The organism is Fictibacillus enclensis (assembly GCF_030123385.1).
Taxonomy (GTDB): domain Bacteria; phylum Bacillota; class Bacilli; order Bacillales; family Fictibacillaceae; genus Fictibacillus_C; species Fictibacillus_C enclensis.
The window spans coordinates 4067133-4088686 of sequence record NZ_CP126109.1; the positions used below are offsets into that span (position 1 = coordinate 4067133).

General features: G+C 44.8%; 24 protein-coding genes. 7 read left to right on the forward strand and 17 right to left on the reverse strand.

Annotated elements, in window-relative coordinates; all coding sequences use genetic code 11:
- The first annotated feature begins 16 nt into the window (after positions 1 to 16).
- Positions 17 to 1027: a peroxiredoxin family protein gene (locus tag QNH15_RS21265; RefSeq protein ID WP_283890349.1), complete on the forward strand. Its 1011-nt coding sequence runs from the start codon at positions 17 to 19 to the stop codon at positions 1025 to 1027.
- 105 nt (positions 1028 to 1132) lie between these two features.
- Here QNH15_RS21265 and QNH15_RS21270 read toward each other — a convergent pair whose 3' ends face one another.
- From QNH15_RS21270 to QNH15_RS21310, 9 genes are all read right to left on the reverse strand, one after another.
- Positions 1133 to 1714, reverse strand: coding sequence for a hypothetical protein (locus QNH15_RS21270; protein ID WP_283890350.1), 582 nt, complete (start codon positions 1712 to 1714; stop codon positions 1133 to 1135).
- A gap of 87 nt (positions 1715 to 1801) precedes the next feature.
- Positions 1802 to 2317 carry an acyltransferase gene (locus tag QNH15_RS21275; protein WP_283890351.1) on the reverse strand — a complete coding sequence of 172 codons (516 nt, stop codon included), beginning with the start codon at positions 2315 to 2317 and terminating at the stop codon, positions 1802 to 1804.
- Between the two features lies 1 nt (position 2318).
- A complete protein-coding gene (ppaX, locus tag QNH15_RS21280; RefSeq protein WP_283890352.1) occupies positions 2319 to 2960 on the reverse strand; it encodes a pyrophosphatase PpaX in 642 nt (213 codons plus the stop codon).
- Positions 2961 to 2982: 22 nt separating this feature from the next.
- Positions 2983 to 3798, reverse strand: coding sequence for a prolipoprotein diacylglyceryl transferase (gene lgt / locus QNH15_RS21285; protein WP_283890353.1), 816 nt, complete (start codon positions 3796 to 3798; stop codon positions 2983 to 2985).
- Between the two features lie 35 nt (positions 3799 to 3833).
- Positions 3834 to 4769: an HPr(Ser) kinase/phosphatase gene (hprK, locus tag QNH15_RS21290; protein WP_283890354.1), complete on the reverse strand. Its 936-nt coding sequence runs from the start codon at positions 4767 to 4769 to the stop codon at positions 3834 to 3836.
- A gap of 78 nt (positions 4770 to 4847) precedes the next feature.
- Positions 4848 to 5378, reverse strand: coding sequence for a GNAT family N-acetyltransferase (locus QNH15_RS21295; protein ID WP_283890355.1), 531 nt, complete (start codon positions 5376 to 5378; stop codon positions 4848 to 4850).
- Between the two features lie 54 nt (positions 5379 to 5432).
- On the reverse strand, positions 5433 to 5807 hold the full coding sequence (locus QNH15_RS21300; protein ID WP_061971970.1) for a phage holin family protein: 375 nt from the start codon (positions 5805 to 5807) through the stop codon (positions 5433 to 5435).
- A 29-nt stretch (positions 5808 to 5836) separates the two neighbouring features.
- The gene (locus QNH15_RS21305; protein ID WP_283890357.1) at positions 5837 to 6904 is read right to left on the reverse strand and encodes a DUF4097 family beta strand repeat-containing protein; all 1068 of its coding nucleotides are present in this window, start codon (positions 6902 to 6904) and stop codon (positions 5837 to 5839) included.
- Between the two features lie 97 nt (positions 6905 to 7001).
- On the reverse strand, positions 7002 to 7304 hold the full coding sequence (locus QNH15_RS21310) for a hypothetical protein (protein ID WP_283890359.1): 303 nt from the start codon (positions 7302 to 7304) through the stop codon (positions 7002 to 7004).
- A gap of 213 nt (positions 7305 to 7517) precedes the next feature.
- Between QNH15_RS21310 and QNH15_RS21315 the strand changes: the two genes are divergently transcribed.
- A complete protein-coding gene (locus QNH15_RS21315) occupies positions 7518 to 7721 on the forward strand; it encodes a TMEM199/VMA12 family protein (protein ID WP_283890361.1) in 204 nt (67 codons plus the stop codon).
- Between the two features lie 47 nt (positions 7722 to 7768).
- Here QNH15_RS21315 and uvrA read toward each other — a convergent pair whose 3' ends face one another.
- Positions 7769 to 10645, reverse strand: a complete 2877-nt coding sequence (uvrA, locus tag QNH15_RS21320; protein WP_425590572.1) for an excinuclease ABC subunit UvrA — start codon at positions 10643 to 10645, stop codon at positions 7769 to 7771.
- A gap of 11 nt (positions 10646 to 10656) precedes the next feature.
- Positions 10657 to 12639 carry an excinuclease ABC subunit UvrB gene (uvrB, locus tag QNH15_RS21325; RefSeq protein WP_283890363.1) on the reverse strand — a complete coding sequence of 661 codons (1983 nt, stop codon included), beginning with the start codon at positions 12637 to 12639 and terminating at the stop codon, positions 10657 to 10659.
- Between the two features lie 614 nt (positions 12640 to 13253).
- Here uvrB and QNH15_RS21330 point away from each other — a divergent pair.
- Positions 13254 to 13526 carry a hypothetical protein gene (locus QNH15_RS21330; RefSeq protein ID WP_061971964.1) on the forward strand — a complete coding sequence of 91 codons (273 nt, stop codon included), beginning with the start codon at positions 13254 to 13256 and terminating at the stop codon, positions 13524 to 13526.
- A 69-nt stretch (positions 13527 to 13595) separates the two neighbouring features.
- Positions 13596 to 13745: a hypothetical protein gene (locus QNH15_RS21335; RefSeq protein WP_164988978.1), complete on the forward strand. Its 150-nt coding sequence runs from the start codon at positions 13596 to 13598 to the stop codon at positions 13743 to 13745.
- Between the two features lie 97 nt (positions 13746 to 13842).
- Here the strand turns inward: QNH15_RS21335 and QNH15_RS21340 are convergent, their stop codons facing one another.
- The 6 genes from QNH15_RS21340 to galU all read right to left on the reverse strand — a co-directional run bounded on the left by QNH15_RS21340 (position 13843) and on the right by galU (position 19079).
- Positions 13843 to 14259 (reverse strand): anti-sigma regulatory factor, encoded by a 417-nt coding sequence (locus QNH15_RS21340; RefSeq protein ID WP_283890366.1) that lies wholly within the window; start codon positions 14257 to 14259, stop codon positions 13843 to 13845.
- Between the two features lie 321 nt (positions 14260 to 14580).
- Entirely contained in the window at positions 14581 to 14868 is a 288-nt protein-coding gene (locus tag QNH15_RS21345; protein WP_283890368.1) for a hypothetical protein, read from the reverse strand.
- Positions 14869 to 14943: 75 nt separating this feature from the next.
- Positions 14944 to 15843 (reverse strand): cation diffusion facilitator family transporter, encoded by a 900-nt coding sequence (locus QNH15_RS21350; RefSeq protein ID WP_283895695.1) that lies wholly within the window; start codon positions 15841 to 15843, stop codon positions 14944 to 14946.
- A gap of 176 nt (positions 15844 to 16019) precedes the next feature.
- Positions 16020 to 16469 (reverse strand): GtrA family protein, encoded by a 450-nt coding sequence (locus QNH15_RS21355; protein WP_283890370.1) that lies wholly within the window; start codon positions 16467 to 16469, stop codon positions 16020 to 16022.
- Positions 16466 to 18169 carry a DUF6044 family protein gene (locus QNH15_RS21360; RefSeq protein WP_283890372.1) on the reverse strand — a complete coding sequence of 568 codons (1704 nt, stop codon included), beginning with the start codon at positions 18167 to 18169 and terminating at the stop codon, positions 16466 to 16468. The genes QNH15_RS21355 and QNH15_RS21360 overlap by 4 nt, the downstream gene beginning before the upstream one ends.
- Positions 18170 to 18206: 37 nt before the next feature.
- Complete coding sequence (gene galU, locus QNH15_RS21365) at positions 18207 to 19079, reverse strand: UTP--glucose-1-phosphate uridylyltransferase GalU (RefSeq protein ID WP_283895697.1); 873 nt, start codon at positions 19077 to 19079, stop codon at positions 18207 to 18209.
- A 117-nt stretch (positions 19080 to 19196) separates the two neighbouring features.
- On the opposite strand from galU, the gene QNH15_RS21370 reads away from it, so the two are divergent.
- From QNH15_RS21370 to QNH15_RS21380, 3 genes are read left to right on the forward strand one after another with little or no spacing between them, the layout of a single operon-like run.
- Positions 19197 to 19667: an FMN-binding protein gene (locus QNH15_RS21370; RefSeq protein ID WP_283890374.1), complete on the forward strand. Its 471-nt coding sequence runs from the start codon at positions 19197 to 19199 to the stop codon at positions 19665 to 19667.
- A 23-nt stretch (positions 19668 to 19690) separates the two neighbouring features.
- Positions 19691 to 20626 (forward strand): FAD:protein FMN transferase, encoded by a 936-nt coding sequence (locus QNH15_RS21375; RefSeq protein ID WP_283890393.1) that lies wholly within the window; start codon positions 19691 to 19693, stop codon positions 20624 to 20626.
- Complete coding sequence (locus tag QNH15_RS21380; protein WP_283890395.1) at positions 20604 to 21545, forward strand: RnfABCDGE type electron transport complex subunit D; 942 nt, start codon at positions 20604 to 20606, stop codon at positions 21543 to 21545. Before QNH15_RS21375 ends, QNH15_RS21380 begins: the two co-directional genes overlap by 23 nt.
- Positions 21546 to 21554: the final 9 nt, after the last annotated feature.

Below are 21554 nucleotides of genomic sequence, written 5' to 3' on the forward strand. Positions count from 1 at the left end.
AAGGAGGAGACTGATTTTGAAAGACTATATTCAATGGGGAGCCCTGCATTTGGATGTACAAACTGGCTGTTTGCTGATTTCCTTTCTGGCCGCCTTTGGTACTATTTATCTAAAGCAAAGAATAACCCAAGCACAACTGGAGGAATGGCACCTCACGTGGAATGCAGTCCTGTTACTGATTTTCGTATGGAAAATAAGCTATTTTCTGCTGCACCCAGTCCTGACTATCAAACATCCCGTCTATCTGCTCTATTTTTCCGGGGGCAAACCGGGTATCCTGATTGGTGCAGCCTCAGCCCTTTTGTATGTATTCATTCAGCTTTCTCGATCTTCTCTTTCGCTTTCCGCCTTTTTACATATTCTCTGTCTGGTGGGATTTTCCTTTTTACTCCTGTATGGAGGTTTTCAAGCCTTTCTCGCAAAAGATGTAGTTTCTTCTCTTTTTTGCCTGATAGTTTCAGGTATACTGGCCATCTTTTTAACCAGGAAAAAGGGGCGTCTTCTTCCAACCTATGCTGCGTTGGTCTTGATGCTGGGTTTGAGCAGTACATCCTTCTTTTGGCTAAAGAGTGACGAAACAAAAGGTAAAGCGGAGGCCGTTTCAACCACCGGCCTTAAACGAGGAAATGTTCCTCCTGATTTCGTGCTGAAAACATTGGATGGCCGGAAGGTGACTCTGTCGCAGGTTAAAGGTAAAACCGTATTTTTAAATTTTTGGGCAAGCTGGTGCCCTCCCTGCCAGGCAGAAATGCCAGAAATCGAGCGCTTTTATAAAGAAAACAGCCGGAGACCGATCGAAATCCTATCGGTACATCTCACTTCTGAAGATTCTGTACAGGCCGCCCGCGCCTTTACCAATAAACACAAGCTGACGTTTCCCATTCTGCTCGACGAAACAGGTGAAGTGAGTAAAAGATTTCATGTGGTGACGCTTCCGACTACGTTTGTCATCAGTCCCCAAGGCAAAATCGTTCAGCAACACATCGGCCCATTGAACCAGGAGATGATGGAATCCTTAATGGAATAGCTCCTTAAAAAACAAAAAACCCAGCCGCCTACCATGAGTCAGCTGGGTTCCGATGTTTAACCCAACGCCTCAAAAAAGAGAAAGCTTGAGTTTAGTTATAATCTACTATTGTTTTCTGCGAATGCGTTTCTTTTTAACAAAATGGGCGGCAAAGTTCTTTACCTCATACTCGCGGCAGAGCAGATAAAAGCGATGGTGGTGCCCATCTTTCATGTCCGAAAGCTCACAATTCAGGTGCTCATTAAGTTCAGTGCGAGAAACACTGACGGTGTACTTTTTTCCATGGTTAGGAATTTCGATCGTAATATGATTAAGGAAATGGAGTTCTTTTAGCAAGTAAACGGTAGAATCCAGAAGGAGCTGACAGACAGCTTCCTCCGAACCCAGATAATGCAGGTAATCTTCTTTTGTAAGAGAAGTCTGAGGAACCAACTTTCGATAGGATGTATAATCGCCAAAATAATACACGCTGGCTTTATCGTCGTGAAGTTCATAATGCTTCACAAACGAGCTTCCTTTTAGCTTGGAAACTGCTGCACGGAAACGGTAAGCATCCCTTGTCGCAAGATGTTCTGTATTGTTGCTCGCCTGGGCTGCAGGATGCTGGCTCACGTTGCACTCATCCATTAAATGCCCTACTTTGAATGTATCTCTGACAAAAAAAATAGAAAAAGATTTCCGGTTCAAGTTACTTCCCTCCTGCTTACCGAGTTGTCTTGCTTTAAGTATACTCCTAACGTACAGAAAACCCAATAGGCGAAAGCACGACAAAATTCAACTTTTTTCCCGTTCACGTCCTTCACGCTCTTCACTCGTATAAATCATCTGCATCGGATTTCCTCCGACAAAAGCGCCCGCAGGTACATCCTTGTGCACAAGCGTTCCAGCCGACACGATCGCTCCATCCCCAATGGAGACACCAGGCAAAATGGTGCTGTTCGCTCCGATCATGACTTCATCCCCAATGTGCACATCTCCGAGACGATACTCGGAAATGAGGTATTCATGAGCAAGAATGGTCGTATTGTAACCAATAACGGAATTTCTCCCAATGGTGATCCGTTCCGGGAACATGATATCCATCATCACCATCAGAGCAACAGCCGTGTCTTCTCCCACCTTCATACCCAGAAAAGTTCTGTACATCCAGTTTTTCACCGGAAGAAAAGGAGTATAGCGTGCGATTTGGATGGCCATAAAATTCTTTGCCACCTTCCAAAATGGAACGGTAGCGTAAATTTGATAGAGCGAATTTTTGCCTTGGACAAGATACCGTTCCGTTTTTCTCACGTTATCTCTCTCCTAATATCGTAAGCAGATCTGTCATATGATCGAGCATGTAGTCGGGAGAGAACTCCTCAAGGTATTCCCTTCCCCGTATGGTCCACGAAACACCGGCTGTTTTTGTACGGGCATTTTTTCCGGCCAGAATATCGTATTTGCTGTCACCGACCATGATGGCTTCCTCCGGTTTGGCATTTAGCAGCGCAAGCGCTTTTTCCACCGGTTCGGCATCAGGCTTGGCGCGTTCCACATCATCGAGCGTTACAATGGTTTCAAAGTACTTGTCCAGTCCGACAATCTTCAGTCCCAGATTAACAGAATTCCTCATTTTAGTCGTGACAATCCCCAATTTATATCCATTCTTGTGAAGGGTTTCAATCGTTTCGATCACGCCTTCAAATTCGGTCACCAGTTCTTCATGATGTGATAGATTATGTTCCTTATAGGTTTCGATCAGTTCCTTCACCTGGTTTTTGTCAAAATGCTCCATCGTTTCGGTCAATGGCATCCCCATGAGAGGGATGATATGTTCCCGGTTGTATTGTTCAGGAAAGAATTTATCAAGCGTATGAAGATAGGATGCGATAATCAGCTCGTTCGTGTTGATCAGTGTCCCATCCAAATCAAAAAGTGCGGTATTGATTTTCATAATGTGTCAGATTCCTTTCTTGTTATCCTTCGAGATAGCGCTTCTCTGCCAATCCCGTTTTGCGGCGATACACAATGAGAATGATGGATAGGGCAATTAAAACGAGCGAGATGACCTGTGCAATCCGAAGGTTCGAAGTGAGCATCAAGCTGTCCGTACGCATGCCTTCCACGAAATAACGGCCGATGGAATACCAGATGACATAACTGAAGAAGAGTTCTCCCCTTTTCAGGTTGACCCGCCTCAGCAGCATCAGGATGACAAACCCGGCAAGATCCCATAGCGATTCGTACAAAAACGTAGGATGGTAATAGACGCCATTTATGTACATTTGGTTCACAATAAAATCGGGCAGATGAAGTGTATTTTCCAAAAAGCTGCGGCTGACCTCACGCCCGTGGGCTTCCTGGTTCATAAAATTGCCCCAGCGTCCGATTCCCTGTCCGAGAATAATACTCGGAGCCGCAATATCGGCGAGCTTCCAAAAGGAAATGCCGCGGACCCTTGAAAAGATATACGCGGTTAAAAACGAACCGATAAGTGCTCCATGAATAGCTATTCCGCCTTCCCAAATGGCAATGATCTTTCCAGGATGCTTGCTGTAGAAATCCCATTCAAACAACACATAGTAAATTCTTGCGCAAATGATTGCGATCGGAACCGCCCACATGACAACATCCACAAATGTATCTTTCCCGAGCCCTCGTTTTTCCGACTCTCTAACGGCAATCCACAGTCCCAGCAGGGCGCCTAAACCAATAATTACACCATACCAATACACAGTAATCGGCCCCAGCTCAAAGGCAACGCGGTCGATTGGTTGAATACTTGAATCCACGGTTCCACTTCCTTTTGCTTTCTTATTCTAATGTATTACAATTCGATATCGTCGCCTGAAGCAATAGCGTCAGTTAATCGGTCATTAAATTGTTTGGCCGCATTCATCCCCATTCGCTTCAAGCGGAAGTTCATGGCAGCCACTTCTATAATAACAGCAAGGTTTCGTCCGGGGCGGACAGGAACCGTTAAGATCGGAACTTCTGTTTCCAGAATTTTCATCGTTTCTTCTTCCAGCCCGAGCCGGTCGTAAACCTTTTTAGAGTCCCAGGTTTCAAGATGAATAATGAGGGAAATCTTCTTGTAGTTGCGGATGGCTCCGGCCCCGAACAAGGTCATCACATTAATGATTCCCAGTCCCCGGATCTCGAGCAGATGCTGAATCAGCTCAGGTGCACTGCCGACCAGTGTTTCTTCGTCTTCCTGACGGATTTCGACCGAATCATCGGCCACCAGACGATGGCCCCGTTTGACAAGTTCCAGTGCCGTCTCACTTTTTCCTACCCCGCTGTCCCCTTTAATCAGGACACCGATTCCATATATATCAACAAGAACACCATGGACAGCGGTCATTGGCGCCAGCCTGCTTTCGAGGTAGTTGGTCAGCCTGCTCGACAGCCGGGTCGTTGTCATTTTTGTGCGCATAATCGGAACGCCTGTCCCGTGTGAAGCAATCAGAAGTTCTTTCGGGACCTCCATTTCACGAGAGATGATAATTCCCGGTGTTTCATCCGTGCACAGCTGCTCCATCCGCTCTCTTCGAATCGGCTGCGGCAGCTCACTGATAAAGGTCAGTTCCGTTTTACCCAAAAGCTGAAGGCGCTCTGCCGGATAATATGTAAAATATCCAGCCATCTCCAGACCCGGCCGGGAAATATCGCTGGTGGTGATGGTTCGGTGAACGCCTTCTTCCCCGCTGACCAGTTCAAGCTGAAACTTATCAATCAACTCTTTTGTATGTACTTTTGCCATGGTATCCTCCTATAGTTCTTGCATTCCTTTTTATTGTAACACTATCAGCAATACGGAAACAAAACACAATTTACGGGCTTAATCGCAAGTTAATGCCTCCCATAGGGTTTGCGGCTGGCCGGTTGCATAAACACGCGTGCGGCTTCCATTAAAGAATACTGTTTTTTCATAGACCATGCCCAGCTTTTTCGCCACCGCAATGGAGGCTGCATTTTTAGGATGAATCAATGAGATGAGTCTGCTTTGATGAAGCTCAGCTTTGCCGTAGGACATAAAAAAACCGGCAGCTTCAGAAGCAAATCCTTTTCCCCAGAATGGCTTTTTAAGCCAATAGCCAATCTCTGTTTCTTTTCGTCCTTCCACGACCTGGGGAACGAGGCCGGCATGTCCAATGGGCTCCCCGGTTTCTTTCAGAATGATGACAAACAGCCCCATCCCGTTTTTATACCCTGGAAGAATCCAGTTCTCCAAACTGCGGACCGCTTCCTTTTTCGTTTTGGTTAGTCCCTTGCCTATGTACCGGACAATATCCGGCTGTCCCCACATGGAAGCATAGAATTCATCGTCCTCTTTGGTGTATGCTCGATAGATCAGCCTTTGTGACTCCATGTTTCCCCTCCTTTTTACAACAGGAACGTATTCTATCTTCTAAAAAAAGCGCCCCTAGCTGGAACGCTTCCTTTTTTGCATCGGTTCAATAATGAAGTTTTGGATCAGCAAATTCAATATTGAAATGATAATCGCTGCCAGAAAAGCAGCGCCAAACCCGTCAATTTCAAAGCTCGATCCCATGACTTCAGCCGTAAGCATTAAAAGAACCGCATTAATAACAATCAGAAATAGCCCGAAAGACAAAACCGTTACAGGAAGTGTCAATAAAACCAAAACGGGCTTGATGAAGAGGTTGAAAATGGAGAGGATAATACTGGCCAGCAGGGCTGCCCCTGCCCCCTCCAATTTAAACGGTTCATAATAGCCGGCTACCACCATAAGTACGACGGTGTTAACAAGCAGAGAGATGATCCAATTCATAAACATTTACTGCACTTCACTTTCTTTCGGAATAATCAGCCTTCCTGTTTTGCCTTGAGTACAGCAATGGAGCCTGTCTTCGCCTCGGCTTCCATCCGGTAGGCCGGTTCACTTCCCTTATTTGCAATAAAACGGAGAAACTTCTTCGTAACTTCCTTTTTTTGTTCCAACACTTCCATACCGTCAAAGTCGCTGACAAGTCCGCCAACATAGGTTTTCAGACTTGCCTCCACTTCAAGAGATTCCGGTAATTCTGCTTCTATTTTACCCGTCACTGTTTTTAAAGATGCATACCCTGATGCCGGTGTGTCTAAACGGTAATAAATGGATCCGTTGATGGTCTCAATCCGGATTTGCTCGGACTTTCCGTTCAGCCGGACGGGGCCATTCATTGTTTCTGCAACGAGTTCCTTCCAATTGCTTTCCTTCAGCGTAATGCTCCCATTGGAAGCTTCCGCTTTTAATTTATCGCCGCCGCATCGGTTGACGAACAGAGACCCTATGGTAGATTTCAGTTCCAGGTGGCGGCTCTGACAATCACTCGTTTTGATTCCGCCGTTGAATGTCACGCACTTGATTTCGTGATATTGTTTTTTTGGAATAGAAACGACTGCATTCACTTTTTGATGTTTATTTCTCGCATAGAAACGAAGCCGTGTGGCATCGCAGTCATAGAAGGTTTCATTGCGAAATTTCGTTTTTGCTGCTGTCCCTTCCGGAATTTTATACACTTCAGCTTCGCATTCAATTTGAACATCATTTCGTTCCCACGGTACAAGGGTGATAGAACCATTATAAATTTCTATATCAATGTCCTCAAACATAACATGCCGGTCTTCAAAAATATAATGGACATCCTCATGAGGACCAAAATTCAGGTCAAAGTCTGCGGTCTTAATCCGCTTAACCACCCGGTTCAAGAACTTCCCTACTTTAAACCCTTGGGAAGGCACCTTTTTATGGTCTTTATTTTTTTTGCCCAATGTCCCCGAAGGCAGCGCAAACGTTTTTTTATGATTAACCGCAAGCAATAATTTTTCAGCTTCCTCCACTGATATCTTGCCTTCGTTAAGCATGTTTAAAATCATTTTTCGCTCTTCCATATAACTTGACGCCTCCTTCAAAGTTTAAAAACCGGCGCCGGCTGTTTCTGGATGCAGGGTTCTTTTCTGTTCCGGTCGGTGGATACCGCACTACCATTTATGCTTTTAAGGTTTTTATTCCCTGAACAATATTCCATGCCATAATTACGAGTGAACTCAGTCCAAACAGAATGGCGCACACCACAATGGATGTGATGCTGAATTCGGTTTCGGCCACAATAATGATGCTTAAAGGAATAGCGATGACGGGAAAAAGGTGCGAGAGAAAGGACCGCTTCGCATGTCTCATGACCTCTTGATCCTGCACAGCTAAATAAATGACGACTGGAAATAAAAACGGGGCAAAAAACATGCTGAAATAACATAGAGATGACAAAATACGATTTAAATTTGTGCTCATGCTGCATTTCCTCCTGGTTTACTGCTGCAATGAAAAGGATTACCCTTTGTAATTCTACCAAATAAAAAGACATCCTTTTAAAAATAAGGTGAGTATTTGTTTTTTCCCCTTATTATAAGCTATCTTAGAAGAGGATATTTGTTTTTGCCTTCCCACAGTTTTTATGGGTAACTGGCTCCCCAACTAGAAAGGGAAATCTTAATGGAGGATAACATGTTTTCAACTGAAAAAGGAATTAAATTTTTTACGATTTTTTTAACCGTGCTTATGGTGGCAGGAATTGTATACAGTGCGTTTTCCGACACAGGAGCCGGCTATTCTGCTGGTGAACGGATTCTGGCTGCCCTGGTCGGCAGTTTGATCGTCCTTTTGATCAACTTTCTTATATACAAGCTATTACTATTTCTAAAAAAATAGAAGAGCTCTGCGAGGATTTTCTCGCAGGCTCTTCTTTTTGCCTCAAATTATTTTGTTACTGATTCTTTTTGTTTCAGCAATGTTTCCATTCGCTTTTTATCACGTTTTAAAATCGGCGCCAAATAACGGCCGGTATGAGATTCGGCAACCTCGGCAAGCTTTTCGGGCGTTCCTGCACCCACGAGGGTACCGCCTTTATCTCCGCCTTCCGGTCCGAGGTCAATCAAGTAGTCACATTGTTTGATAACATCCAGATTATGCTCGATCACGACGACGGAATCTCCGTTATCCACAAGGCGCTGAAGCACCTTGAGCAAACGTGAAATGTCATCAACGTGCAGTCCTGTTGTCGGTTCATCAAGGATATAGATCGTTTTACCCGTTGAACGCTTATGAAGCTGGGAAGCAAGCTTCACCCGCTGTGCTTCTCCTCCGGAAAGGGTAGTCGCAGACTGGCCCAGCTTGATGTATCCTAATCCGACATCAAGGATGGTGGACAGCTTGCGGTTGATCTTTGGAATGTTGGCGAAGAATTCAACCCCTTCTTCCACTGTCATATCCAGGATATCCGCAATATTTTTTCCTTTGTATTTCACTTCCAGCGTTTCACGGTTATAGCGTTTTCCATGGCACACTTCACATGGCACATACACGTCCGGTAGGAAATGCATCTCAATTTTAATGATCCCATCCCCGCGGCATGCTTCACAGCGGCCGCCTTTTACATTGAAGCTGAACCGGCCCTTTTTGTAGCCGCGAACCTTTGCTTCGTTGGAAGAGGCAAATACATCGCGGATGTCATCGAACACACCGGTATAGGTTGCCGGATTGGAACGAGGAGTTCGTCCGATCGGGGACTGGTCGATATCAATAACCTTGTCAATATGCTCCAGCCCTTTGATTTCCTTATGCTGCCCCGGTTTTACTTTCGCTTTATGAAGCTTCTGGGCCAATGCCTTATGAAGAATTTCATTGACGAGCGTACTTTTTCCTGAACCGGAAACACCGGTTACTCCGGTAAAGAGCCCCAATGGAATTTTCACTTTTACGTTTTTAAGGTTATTTTCGGTAGCTCCCACAATTTCAATGTTCCTTCCGTCCGGCTTCCTTCTTTGGGACGGCAGCGGAATAAACCGTTTGCCTGACAGATATTGCCCGGTCAGGGAATTTGGATCATCCATAATTTCATTCGGCGAGCCCTGTGCCGTAATCGTTCCACCATGGGCACCTGCTCCAGGGCCAATATCGATAATATAATCGGCCGCCAGCATGGTGTCCTCATCATGTTCGACAACGATCAGCGTATTTCCGAGGCTTCTCATTTCTTCAAGCGTACGGATCAGCCGGTCATTGTCCCGCTGATGAAGTCCGATGGACGGTTCATCGAGAATATACAACACACCCATCAGCCTTGAACCTACCTGTGTGGCCAGACGGATTCGCTGTGCCTCTCCACCGGACAATGTTCCTGCCGCGCGGTTCAAGGACAGATAATCAAGGCCGACGTTAACGAGGAATCCGATCCGGTCAACGATCTCACGAAGAATAAGACGGGCGATCGCGCGTTCTTTGTTGGTAAGATCGAGGTTCTCGAAAAATTCCTTGGCTTCGGTCACGGACAGCGCTGTCGCTTCACCAATATGCTGACCATTAATTAACACAGCCCGCGCCTCTTTTTTCAAACGGTATCCTTTGCAGGTCGGACATGCTTTTTGGCCCATGTAGCCTTCCATCTGCTCACGGATGTAATCCGAACCTGTCTCTTTGTAACGGCGTTCTACGTTCGCAAGTACTCCTTCAAAGTAGATATCGCTCGTTTTAACCTGCCCGAAATCATTTTTATAGCGGAACCGGATTCGCTCCGTATCGCCGCCATATAAAATTTTATCAAGCTGATCTTTTGGCAGATCCTTTACGCGAACATCCATATCGATGCCAAAGTGAGTGCACACGCTTTTCAGAAGCTGCGGATAATATTGTGAACTTACAGGCGTCCATGGTGCAATGGCATTTTCATTTAGCGTCAGGTCCCAGTCCGGAATGACGAGTTCCGGATCGACCTCCAGTTTCATTCCGAGTCCGTCGCATGATGGGCAGGCTCCGAATGGGCTGTTGAAGGAGAATAACCTTGGCTCAAGTTCCCCAATGGAGAATCCGCAATACGGACACGCATGGTTTTGAGAGAACAAAAGCTCTTCTTCTCCCATGACATCCACCGTTACCGTTCCGCCTGCCAAATTCAATGCCGTCTCAAGCGAGTCCGCCAGTCGGGTGGCGATTCCTTCCTTCACTACAATCCGGTCGACAACCACATCGATGGAATGCTTCTTATTCTTCTCAAGCTTAATGTCTTCGCTGACATCCAAAAGCTCTCCGTCCACTCGTACACGAACATAGCCCTGCTTCTTGATATCCTCAAGAATTTTGACATGCTCTCCTTTTCGACCGGAAACGACCGGAGCCAAAATTTGAAGCTTGGTGCGTTCAGGATATTCGAGAATGCGGTCAACCATCTGTTCAATGGTCTGAGAGGTAATTTCAATGCCATGATTCGGACAGACCGGCCGCCCAATCCTGGCAAACAGAAGCCGTAAATAATCGTAAATCTCTGTGACCGTTCCTACTGTGGAACGGGGGTTTCTGCTCGTTGTTTTCTGGTCGATGGAAATGGCGGGAGAAAGGCCCTCAATGGAGTCAACATCCGGCTTATCCATCTGCCCAAGGAACTGCCTCGCGTAGGCCGAGAGGGACTCGACATAGCGTCGCTGCCCCTCGGCATAAATGGTATCGAAAGCAAGCGAGGATTTCCCCGATCCTGACAGTCCTGTCAGAACCACGAGCTTGTCACGAGGAATCGTAATATCTATATTTTTCAGGTTATGAGCGCGTGCACCCTTCACCGTAATGTTTTGATTCGTAGACACTTGTTATCACCTTACCCTTCAGCTTTTAGCTCAAGTATCAAATCGCGAAGTTCTGCCGCACGTTCAAACTGCAGATTTCTTGCCGCATCCTTCATTTCAGCTTCCATTCGCCCGATGAAGGCTTCTCGATCTTTTTTGCTCATCTTCTGTTTTGGTGCCTTGGATGTGTACTCTTCAGCATCTTCTGCCGCCTGAGTGGCCCGGATGGCATCGTGAACCGCTTTTTTAATCGTTTGCGGCACAATGCCATGTTCCTCGTTGTACTGTATCTGTACGTTTCTGCGTCGCTGTGTTTCACCGATGGCAATCTCCATGGATCTGGTGATCTTGTCGGCATACATAATGACATGTCCGTTGCTGTTACGTGCCGCACGGCCGATCGTCTGAATCAGGGATCTTTCGGAACGAAGGAATCCTTCCTTATCCGCATCGAGTATCGTAACAAGAGAAACCTCAGGAATGTCGAGTCCTTCCCTGAGAAGGTTAATCCCCACAAGCACATCAAACACACCGAGCCTCAAATCCCGGATGATCTCAATCCTCTCCAGCGTTTTAATCTCAGAATGGAGGTATCTTACCTTTATACCCATTTCCTGCAGGTAATCAGTCAGATCTTCAGACATTTTTTTGGTGAGCGTGGTCACGAGCACGCGTTCATTTTTGGCAACACGGTCGTTAATCTCACCAAGAAGATCGTCAATCTGACCTTTGCTTCTACGCACTTCAATGGTTGGATCCAGCAATCCGGTAGGCCGGATGATCTGCTGGATGGGTTCCGGAGCATGCTCCTCTTCATATGGGCCGGGTGTTGCAGATACATAAATGTGCTGAAACTTATCTTTTCCTTCAAATTCATCGAACGTCAACGGTCGGTTGTCTTTCGCTGAAGGCAGGCGGAATCCATGTTCAACGAGTACATTTTTACGTGCCTGGTCACCATTGTACATTCCGCGGATTTGCGGCAGTGTCACATGCGACTCATCGATCACGATCATGGAATCATCGGGAAAATAATCAAGAAGTGTGTACGGGGTGGATCCGATGGGGCGCAATGTCAGATGAAGAGAATAGTTTTCAATCCCCGAGCAAAAGCCCATTTCACTCATCATCTCAATATCATAGCGGGTGCGCTGCTCCAATCGCTGGGCTTCAAGCAGCTTGCCGGCATCATTCAATTCCTTCAGCCGCTCTTCGAGTTCAGCTTCAATCCTCTGAATGGCCATCTTCATTTTTTCTTCACGGGTGACAAAGTGGGATGCCGGAAAAATGGCCACATGATTACGCTCGCCGACAATTTCACCTGTGAGGGCATCTACCTCTGTAATCCGGTCGATCTCATCACCAAAAAATTCCACACGCAGGCACCGTTCATCACGGGAAGCAGGGAAGATTTCCACGACATCGCCGCGCACGCGAAAAGTACCGCGGGTGAAATTAATATCATTGCGGTTATACTGAATGTCTACCAAATCCCTCAAGAGCTGGTCGCGGTCACGTTCCATTCCGGTACGCAGCGAAATGACCATGCTCTTGTATTCTTCCGGGGACCCGAGGCCATAGATGCAGGACACACTGGATACGATAATGACATCTTTTCTTTCAAACAAGGAAGACGTGGCACTGTGCCTTAGCTTATCGATTTCATCGTTAATGCTTGCATCTTTTTCTATAAATGTATCAGACTGCGGAATATAGGCTTCCGGCTGATAGTAATCGTAATAACTTACAAAGTATTCAACAGCATTATTCGGAAAAAATTCCTTGAATTCGCTGTAGAGCTGCCCGGCAAGCGTTTTGTTGTGGGCAATAACCAGAGTCGGTTTGTTTACTTCCTTGATGACATTGGATACCGTAAAGGTTTTTCCTGTACCTGTAGCCCCAAGAAGCGTCATTTTTTCCTTCTTCTCATTAATCCCATTTACAAGCTGACGTATTGCCTCAGGCTGGTCTCCTTGAGGTTTATAAGAAGATACGAGCTCAAATGTTTCGCTCACATTCATAACCTCCGTCCTAAATTTTGCTAATAAGATTATAACACAGCAAACCTGTGAAACTCTAATTTTTACGAACAAATATTCGCGCGTTAAATATTGGAAATCAATACCGCATGGAAGAATGTATAGTATGCTACTGTTTTTCTTTTTTTTAAAGAAATTCGCTCATATAGGCAAAAAAAGCCCGCCCTCTGAAAAGGCAGACCTTTATATATATCACTTTACGTGCCTGTTTTTTTATGGATGCCCAACCCCAGCCAAAATCCGATCACAATGGAGCATGCGGCAATGGCTTGCAGATACCAGGTTTGTTCCCCCCTTTACCATCGGCAATACCGTTGCCAGAATAACTGTCATTCTTTTTTACCTCTATTCTTTCTGCTTTCCCCGGTACACCAACTTATATAATTTTTGCAGAAAAAAAAACCAAAACCTAGAGGCTTTGGCAATAAAGGGGGTGAGTTGCTTCAAAAGCTTTTTACCCTCATTAATTCTTGTTCAAACATAAAAATAAAAAAAGTTTTAAAAAAAGAGTTTTGAAGTTACCTACAAAGGGAATTTACAGAATATTCCCTTTTATTTTGGGATTTAACAATTAAACAGGAGGTTTTTCCATGAATACTCGCAGGGTTATTGGTATTTATCCTTCAGAAAATAAAGTTCTCAATAAACTAAAGTTACTTAAGAAAGATGGCATGAAAACAGAACACATGATCATCGTCAACCCCTCTGAGCCTCAAAAAAACCTGCCAGCTCCACCAAATATTCTGCAAAAACTCATAATGATTGGCGTTTCGGAAAGCGAAGCCAAATTATATGCTGAAGTGTTAAAAGAAGGACAATACATCTTGCTCAACACCGTCACCCACAAGAAATACTTAACCTGATTTTTTTGTTCCCCAAACATATCAGCCGTCACTTCTCCATATAGTCTAGGAAGAAGGAGGCGCATCCGCATGAACGAAACCGACCAGTTAAAAGCACTGAATCAACTATTGGAGATTATTCATTACAAGGGAAATGCCCGGAAACTATCTTTTATGAACCGGTCCCTTTTTCATTCCAAAAAAATAAAATCAAAAAACATCACCCGCCTTCGGTCATAAGGGAGGGTGTTTTTCTTTTATCTCATAACACGGTATAGAAATGGAAGAAGAATAAAAATAAGCCGCTATTCCTTTTTCCATCAGGAGTTGGCGGCTGTTAATTTAATCGTTGCATACACCACTTGATGGCGGTAACTTCGGTTCCTACTTCCAGCATGGTATGAACGTTGAAGATATCCATAAGCTTCTGAACACCCGGCAAGCCTGCTCCCAATCCTCCCGAACTGGTGTAACCGGATTGGAGTGCCAGATTAATATCTTGAATACCAGGCCCGTGGTCGACTGCCGAAACACGGATACCGGCGCGATGGTTTTCCCTGATCGCTTCTACAATGATTTTTCCTTCCCCTGCGTAGAGATAGATATTTCTTGCAAGCTCGGATATTGCTGTCTTAATTCTCACTTGATCAACTGCATTAAATCCGATCTCCCGTGCCAGTACCTTTCCCTCCTGCCGGGCGATGGAGATATCGCATTCACGTTTTATTTCAACCGTAACCTGGTGATAGTTCACGGTAAGCACCTCTATTCCTGGATTATTGGTAGTGCTTACTTCCTACTGGCACGGGATATGGGATTATGTAAAAACTTCAGAATGTAAAACGAAACTGTACTCCACATACCTTTCAACAATTTAAGTATTATTCCTTTTTATTTCAACAAATTTGTTTTGATTTGAGGATATATTACTACATATTCAGCTGTTAACGGGATTAACTGCTTATTTCGACATTTTTCTTCTATTTCCTTCGCATGCAGATTTATTCATTTGCTCCTGCTTCTTGAGTCAAAAAAAAAGCCCCATCCGAAGATGAGAAGCTTTGTGTCTTGTTATCTATTTTCCGGAATTTTCATGGCCGGGCAGCTGTTCATCAGGAGTGGACTGGCCTCCCGCCGAAGTATTGTCATCAGGGATAATGTCGACCTGATTTCCTGAAGCATCAGATTTTGCTTTTCCGGATTGCGAGCTTGGAAGGTTATCATTTGATGAGCCGAAATCTGCAATTGAAACTACTTTAAGCCCTAAACTGTTTAGATTATCATTTAACTTGTTACGAAGGTCCTTATCAAACGTTTCAGGTGCTTCTGCCGTATATTCAAGCTGAACATTAATCGTTTTCATTTGAGATCTCCTCCTTCATTTCTTATGCAAAACCTATTCCCGTTTTTCTTCAGCATAAACAAAGAGTGACATCAGTCACTCTTTGTCGGGAAAGTATGGATTGATATGGATAAAGACTTCTGATATGTCCGGAAACTGTGTTTGAAGTTCATCTCTCAGGTTTCTGGCGATATCATGCCCTTCTTTAATGCTCAAATCAAAATTAACCGATATGCGCAGGTCCAAAATAATGTAATGTCCATGTGTTCTTGCTCTCATGCGGTCGATTCGCTTTATATCGGGAAACTCCATGACGACTTTTCGATATTGAGAAAGAACCGGCTTCTCAATATTTTTGTCCATGAGGATGTCGATCGACGAGCCCAGAAGCTTCAGAGAAATTCTTAGTATGAGAAAGGCCACGATCAAGCTCGCTGCTGCATCGCCATAGAGCAAATAGTGTATATTATATTTCTCGCCGATAATGGAAAGAATTACACCAAAAAAAGCAGCCAGAGAAGCCACAATATCTGCTTTATGGTCAAAGGCGATCGCTATGATGGCTTTACTGTTATACTTCTCTCCAAGTTTCATTGAATTGCGATACAGAAGATGTTTCGCAACATAGGAAAACAGAGCCGCCGCCAATGCAATGTATTCAGGAGCTTCAGGCTCCCCCAGGAAACCAAGAATCCCTTCAACAACAATATAAATGCTGACAAGAAATAGAATGATTCCAACAAAGCCTTCACTCAGAACTTCTGCTTTCCCATGTCCAAACGGATGGTCCTCATCAGGCGGCTTATTGGAAATGCCGACCACAGCGAGAACAGCTATAGAAGCCACAATGTCCGCAGCCGAGTGAATTCCGTCCGCAAACACAGATTCACTTCCGGCCAGCAGCCCCACTGCAACTTTCCCTATGGTTAATATACAGTTGCTGACCAATGCAAGCCAGGCAACCCTTTTTCCAATCTTCTCTCTTTCATGTACGATTTCCATGTTCCCCTCCTAAAATAATGTTTCCCTTAGGAAAAAAAAATCCCGAACCGCTTTGCGGTTCAGGATTGGCCGGTCAATTTAAAGTTTGAAGTCAACATATCCATCATTCCTTTAATAATAAAAAACCCAGTTTTATAATGATACTCTTTTAAACCCTCAAAATCAAGCAGCTAAAGATGGCCTCCGACCCCTTTTTCTGGGGGAAACACCAGCCATCTTTGTCCCGCATAATTCAACAACGTATAAAGCCCTGTTCCAATCAATACCGCTGCATCATCCGCAGCCTGGCCATATTCGGGCAGCAGGGCATGAATGCCCCAAACAGCCATCCGGATCGCCGCATAATAGGCAATAACATAGCAAGCCAGGATGACTGCGATAAAGCGCATAATGCTGCCGCTGACGGGAGATTGGCTTTTAAATGTAAATACCCGGTTTAATACATAGCTGACACAAGCACCAATGGCATTTCCCAGAAATGTAGCCACCCAATACGAAGCCCCTGTACCATGCAGCAGAAGATAGATGGATCCTAAACCGACAAGTGTATTGACCACACCTACCATTAAGAAACGCACAAACGAATGATTCATCCACTTTCCACCGGTTCCTGTTTTCATAATTGATCCTCTTTGACGGCACGGTAAAGATAGATAGTCCATGCCGAGTCACGCTGAGTAAATTTCCTTATGTATTGCAGATTATTTTCCTTTGTATTTACAATCGGAACCGCAGATAAAATGTATTCTCCACCCATCCGTGTAAAAACAGTCGTGTTAAGCTGCAGATGCTTAATTCTCTTTTTGGAGTTTTTCGTGTAGTTATAACGCTTTCCCAGCTCTGCCGAAAACAAATAGCAGCGGTTTCCCCAATCGTCGTAATAAGCGGCAAGCCGCGGACTCTTTTCCAATTCTTTCTGAATGATTTTACGGAACTCGTGTTTATAGGACAACGGATAATAATTATTGTACGTATCCAGCGTATAAAATCCATTATATTGAGCGATCGCAGGATGAATGCCCAAACTGGCTACACGATAGGAGGATTGTGGCTCTCCAATATAGCTTTCAATCTGCTGGAATTGCTTCTCCGCATAAAATTGTTTAAACGAAGGGGTTTGCCAGAAACGATAATAAATTTCCTCATTAAAACAGCACAGGATAAAAACCTGAAGCATCAAACCGGCCCGGATCCACGTCCGCCATTTCTCCTTATCCCATAACATCCAAATGCCCAATGCAAAGAGTACATAAATGACAAGCGGGCGAAGGAAATGATACCTTGCAAAGTTAAACGTAGTAAGAAAGTGAAAGTGATCTTTGATGGGAATCCAGCCTTTATAAAACCAGAAAGCATACCAAACGGACAGGAAAACATTAAGTAAAAATAAAAACTGAAAGAGCTTTACTTGCTTTTCATCCTTTTTTCTGCCCCAGGATTTATACAGCGCTACAAACAACACAGGTAAAATGACGACTGTATGTACCGTCATGTCATGGGTATGTCCCAAAAGAAAGTTTTTGAACACGAGCTGGACGGATCGCAAGAACGCAAGGGTCGAAATCTGGAATTCATCCCTGCTGGTTGGGGCTTGCGGGACTATCAGTGAATAAACAAGCCTGTATTCAATCAGAAGATAAATGGCTGTCATCAATGCAATGCTTCCCAAAAAACGTAAATTCCACCGCTTTTTTGTGACCAGTTCCCAAAGCCAAAACACACCCAAAGCACTGAGAAAAAAGAAAAATCCAAGAACAAAACTGGAGTATAAAGGAAGAAGAATAAGTGTTAGCCACTCCTTCCATGTGTCCTCATGCTTCCGGATTGTCAAAAAGGCCCATAAGGCAAGAGGCTGGCCAAGGGTGCTAAGCATACCCGATGGCCAGAACGGAGTGAGTGCAAAGGCAACCGATACCCAAACCGATACAGGATAGGCTTTCTTGTCTGGCAGGATGTGTTTTTTCAATAGAAGGTACATGCCAAGAAAAGCAAAAATCCTGGTAACCGCCTGGCTCAGCGCGTAGGCTGTCATGGATGAAAACCAATTGTGAAACCATTGAATCAGGCTGAACTCTGTTCCAAACGCATTGCGCGGAAGGCCATTAATGATCTGGGGAATGACACTGTCCATCGGGCCGAATAACTGGCCGCTTTCTTTCAGCACGTTGTACCATGCAATGTTCGAGTCCATATTATCATGCACCCTGATGTGTGCATCCTCACCAAGAATAAAAGGAGGAGACATAAAAATTAAAAGAAGTGCCCATGCCAGTATCAGATGTTTTTTTTCAGGCTGTAGATCTGACCAGTACTTAGCCATCTTGCAACTCCTCACATTTTATCCTTAGGTGCTTTTTTTAAGGCTGTTTCAGTATTCTTCCTTTTAAATAATGAAGGAGAGGTTCGCGAAGCTCTTCATTCTGCAGAGCGAATTCAACTGAAGTGGTGATGAAGCCCAGTTTATCTCCCACATCATATCTATTCCCTTCAAACTCATAGGCATATACGTGCTGAACTTGATTCAGTTTTTGAATGGCATCGGTCAGTTGAATTTCACCGCCGGCTCCTGCTTCCTGTTTTTCCAGAAAGGAAAAGATTTCAGGTGTCAGAATATAGCGGCCCATGATGGCAAGATTGGAGGGCGCTTCACCCTCAGGCGGTTTTTCCACAAAGTTCGCTACCTCGTAAAGTCGCCCGGACTTTGAGCTTGTTTCCACAATACCATACCGGCTGGTCTCTTCGTCTGGGACTGGTTTTACCCCAATCACGGAGGACTCCGTGCGTTCAAATTGCTCTATCATCTGGCGGATACAGGGAGTTTCTGCCTGGACAATGTCATCCCCGAGCAACACGGCAAAAGGCTCATCGCCGATAAACTTCCGCGCACTCCAAACCGCATGACCGAGCCCTTTCGGCTGTTTCTGCCGGATATAATGAATATCAGCCATTTCCGAAGAGCGCTGTACCTCTTCCAATAGCTTGACCTTGCCTGTCGAGAATAAACTCTGCTCCAGATCAAATGAGTAATCAAAATGGTCCTCAATCGCCCGCTTCCCTTTTCCGGTAACGATCAGTATATCCTCGATTCCGGAATTGATTGCCTCTTCCACGATATATTGAATAGTTGGTTTATCCACGATCGGAAGCATTTCTTTCGGCATGGCTTTTGTCGCCGGCAAAAATCGTGTACCCAATCCTGCTGCCGGAATGATCGCTTTTTTTACCCTCATCGATGTCATATCCTCTCTCCTCACTGAAACTATTTCTGTTACTGCTCATTTCCTTTTAAAAGTTTTTTAAAACTTGCGCTTTACACTAATTCTATCCCAAGGACAGGAGGGAATAAAATGGCGAAAATGGGAAATAAAATGATTGCCCTATGCTCTTCTGCCATAGGAGCCGTATATTTGGCGGGATTTGTGTCATCACAGCCTGCCCAGAGCGCTGCAGAACCACATACTCACACTGATCATACAAATACAAAAACTGACACACCGGCAAACCGTGCTAAACCACCCCGTCAAGTTTCAAAAAATAGTGTGCCTACCAATAAAGTGTACAAAGACGGAACCTTTATCGGACAGGCCACCAACCATATCGGGTCAGTGGAAGTAGCCGTTACTTTCAAAAAAGACAAAATCACGGATGTTGAAATTACCAATTGCGATACGCACTATTCACCTTCTTATATACAGGACCTTCCTCAGCAGGTGCTGATTCGTCAAAGTGCAAACGTCGACATTGTCAGCGGGGCGACACTAAGCACGGAGGATTTTCAGCAGGCTGTCGATGACTGTATTCAGCAAGCCAAGATATAGCTCAAACGAAAGGATCATCAACCATGAATGAACTGTACAAACACACAAAAAGCATACTGATAATGGGTACACTGGTTCATTTTACGGCCATTTCTTCCCATTCAGAAGAAGATAGTAAAGAAAAAATAAAAAGCGCCATACATGTTTTTCACGAAGTAGAAAGAATCTGCAGCCGCTTTGATGCAGACAGCGAGTTATCCCGCTTAACAAGAACATGTGGTGGAGCGGTTCCTGTAAGTGCCGTATTGTTTGAAGCATTGAGCTTTGCCAAACAAATGGCCATTCTGACAAATGGAGCGTTTGATCCAACCCTTGGGAGACTCCTTGCTGCTCATGGGTTCAATCGGCATTATCTGACCAGCCAGCTGGCGCCCAGATTTGAACGTATCGATACTTCTTCAACCTACAAGGATATGATCCTGAACCGTAAGACACAAACCATTCTTTTGCGGAAGCCTTTGTCTCTGGACCTGGGGGCTGTTGCCAAAGGTTTTGCTGTCGACCTGGCCATCCGCCACTTTCAGGGAATGCATGGTTTCTCCATTAATGCTGGAGGAGATGTATATGTTGGCGGAAGAAATGAAAATAACGAGTTGTGGGAGGTTGGCATCCAGCATCCCGGTAACAAAAAAAATATTCTGTGTTTGCTGAGATTGACCGACTCGGGGGTTTGCACTTCCGGAAGCTATGAACGGCAGAGCAAAACGATTCCTTTTGCTCATCATCTTTTAGATCCCGTCAATGGACAATCCGTTTCAGATTACATCAGTACAACCGTCATAGCTCCTTATACAATGGCTGCAGACGCATACTCAACGGCAGCTTTTATACTTGGCAAGCCAAAGGGCAAAGCATTTTTGGAAAAGATGGGCTGTGGCGGTATTCTGGTGGACCATGACTTGACCATAGAGAAGACCAACCAAATGGAGGAACGTTATGAATTACAATACTTTACCTGAGCAAGGAAAAAGCAGAATGGACCGAAAAAAAACGGCCCCTCCTTCTAATGTAAAAACCAAGTCTGCCCCTGCAAAAAAAACTGCAGCCTTCTTTAAAAAGCCAAAAGGCTACCTTTTATGTCTTTTACTTGTTCTTTCCTTTACAGGAAGCATCCATGCCCATCCTTTTCAGGGACTTGGCAGTATAGCAGCTGCTGTATTAGCTGCAGTTGCGGTGGATATGATTTTTTCGCTTAGGCAAAAAAGAAAAACCATCAGCTGGGATGGTGCAGTAATAACAGGATTAATCATTGCTCTTGTTCTGAGTGAAGCCTCACCGCTTTATGTTTCAGCCGCTGCTTCTGCAGCAGCCATTGTCTCAAAGAACCTTTTATCATTTAAGCGCAAACCTCTTTTTAATCCTGCAGCGTTCGGCCTGCTGTTTGCGGCCATTCTTTTTCATAGCGGCCAAAGCTGGTGGGGAGGTATGGCCACTCTTCCCGTTTGGTTCATCCCCCTTGTACTGATTGAAGGATATCTTATAACCAGCAAAGTGAACAAGTTTCCACAAGTGTTTTCCTTTTTGGGCATCTATTTTATCCTTTTGCTTGTCTTAAGCTTGATGGGTACAGGAGATGTAACGGATGCATTGCGGCCACCATTTATCCAATCCGTTTTGTTCCTGGCTTTCTTCATGGTGACCGATCCGCCAACCTCACCTGCCAAATACAAGGATCAAGTGTTGTTTGGAGGAATTGCAGCCGTAATAAGCCTTGCGGATTATGTCCTGTTTGGCGGCCTTTCCTTTCTTCTGGTCGGTGTACTGGCGGCCAATGTATGGAAAGCATGGAACGCCAACAAAAAGGAGTTTTCTTCATATTTACAAAACCTCAGGCAAACTTCTTATTCCCGACCCGCCGGCCGCAAGCATTTTCCTTAAACCCTGTCC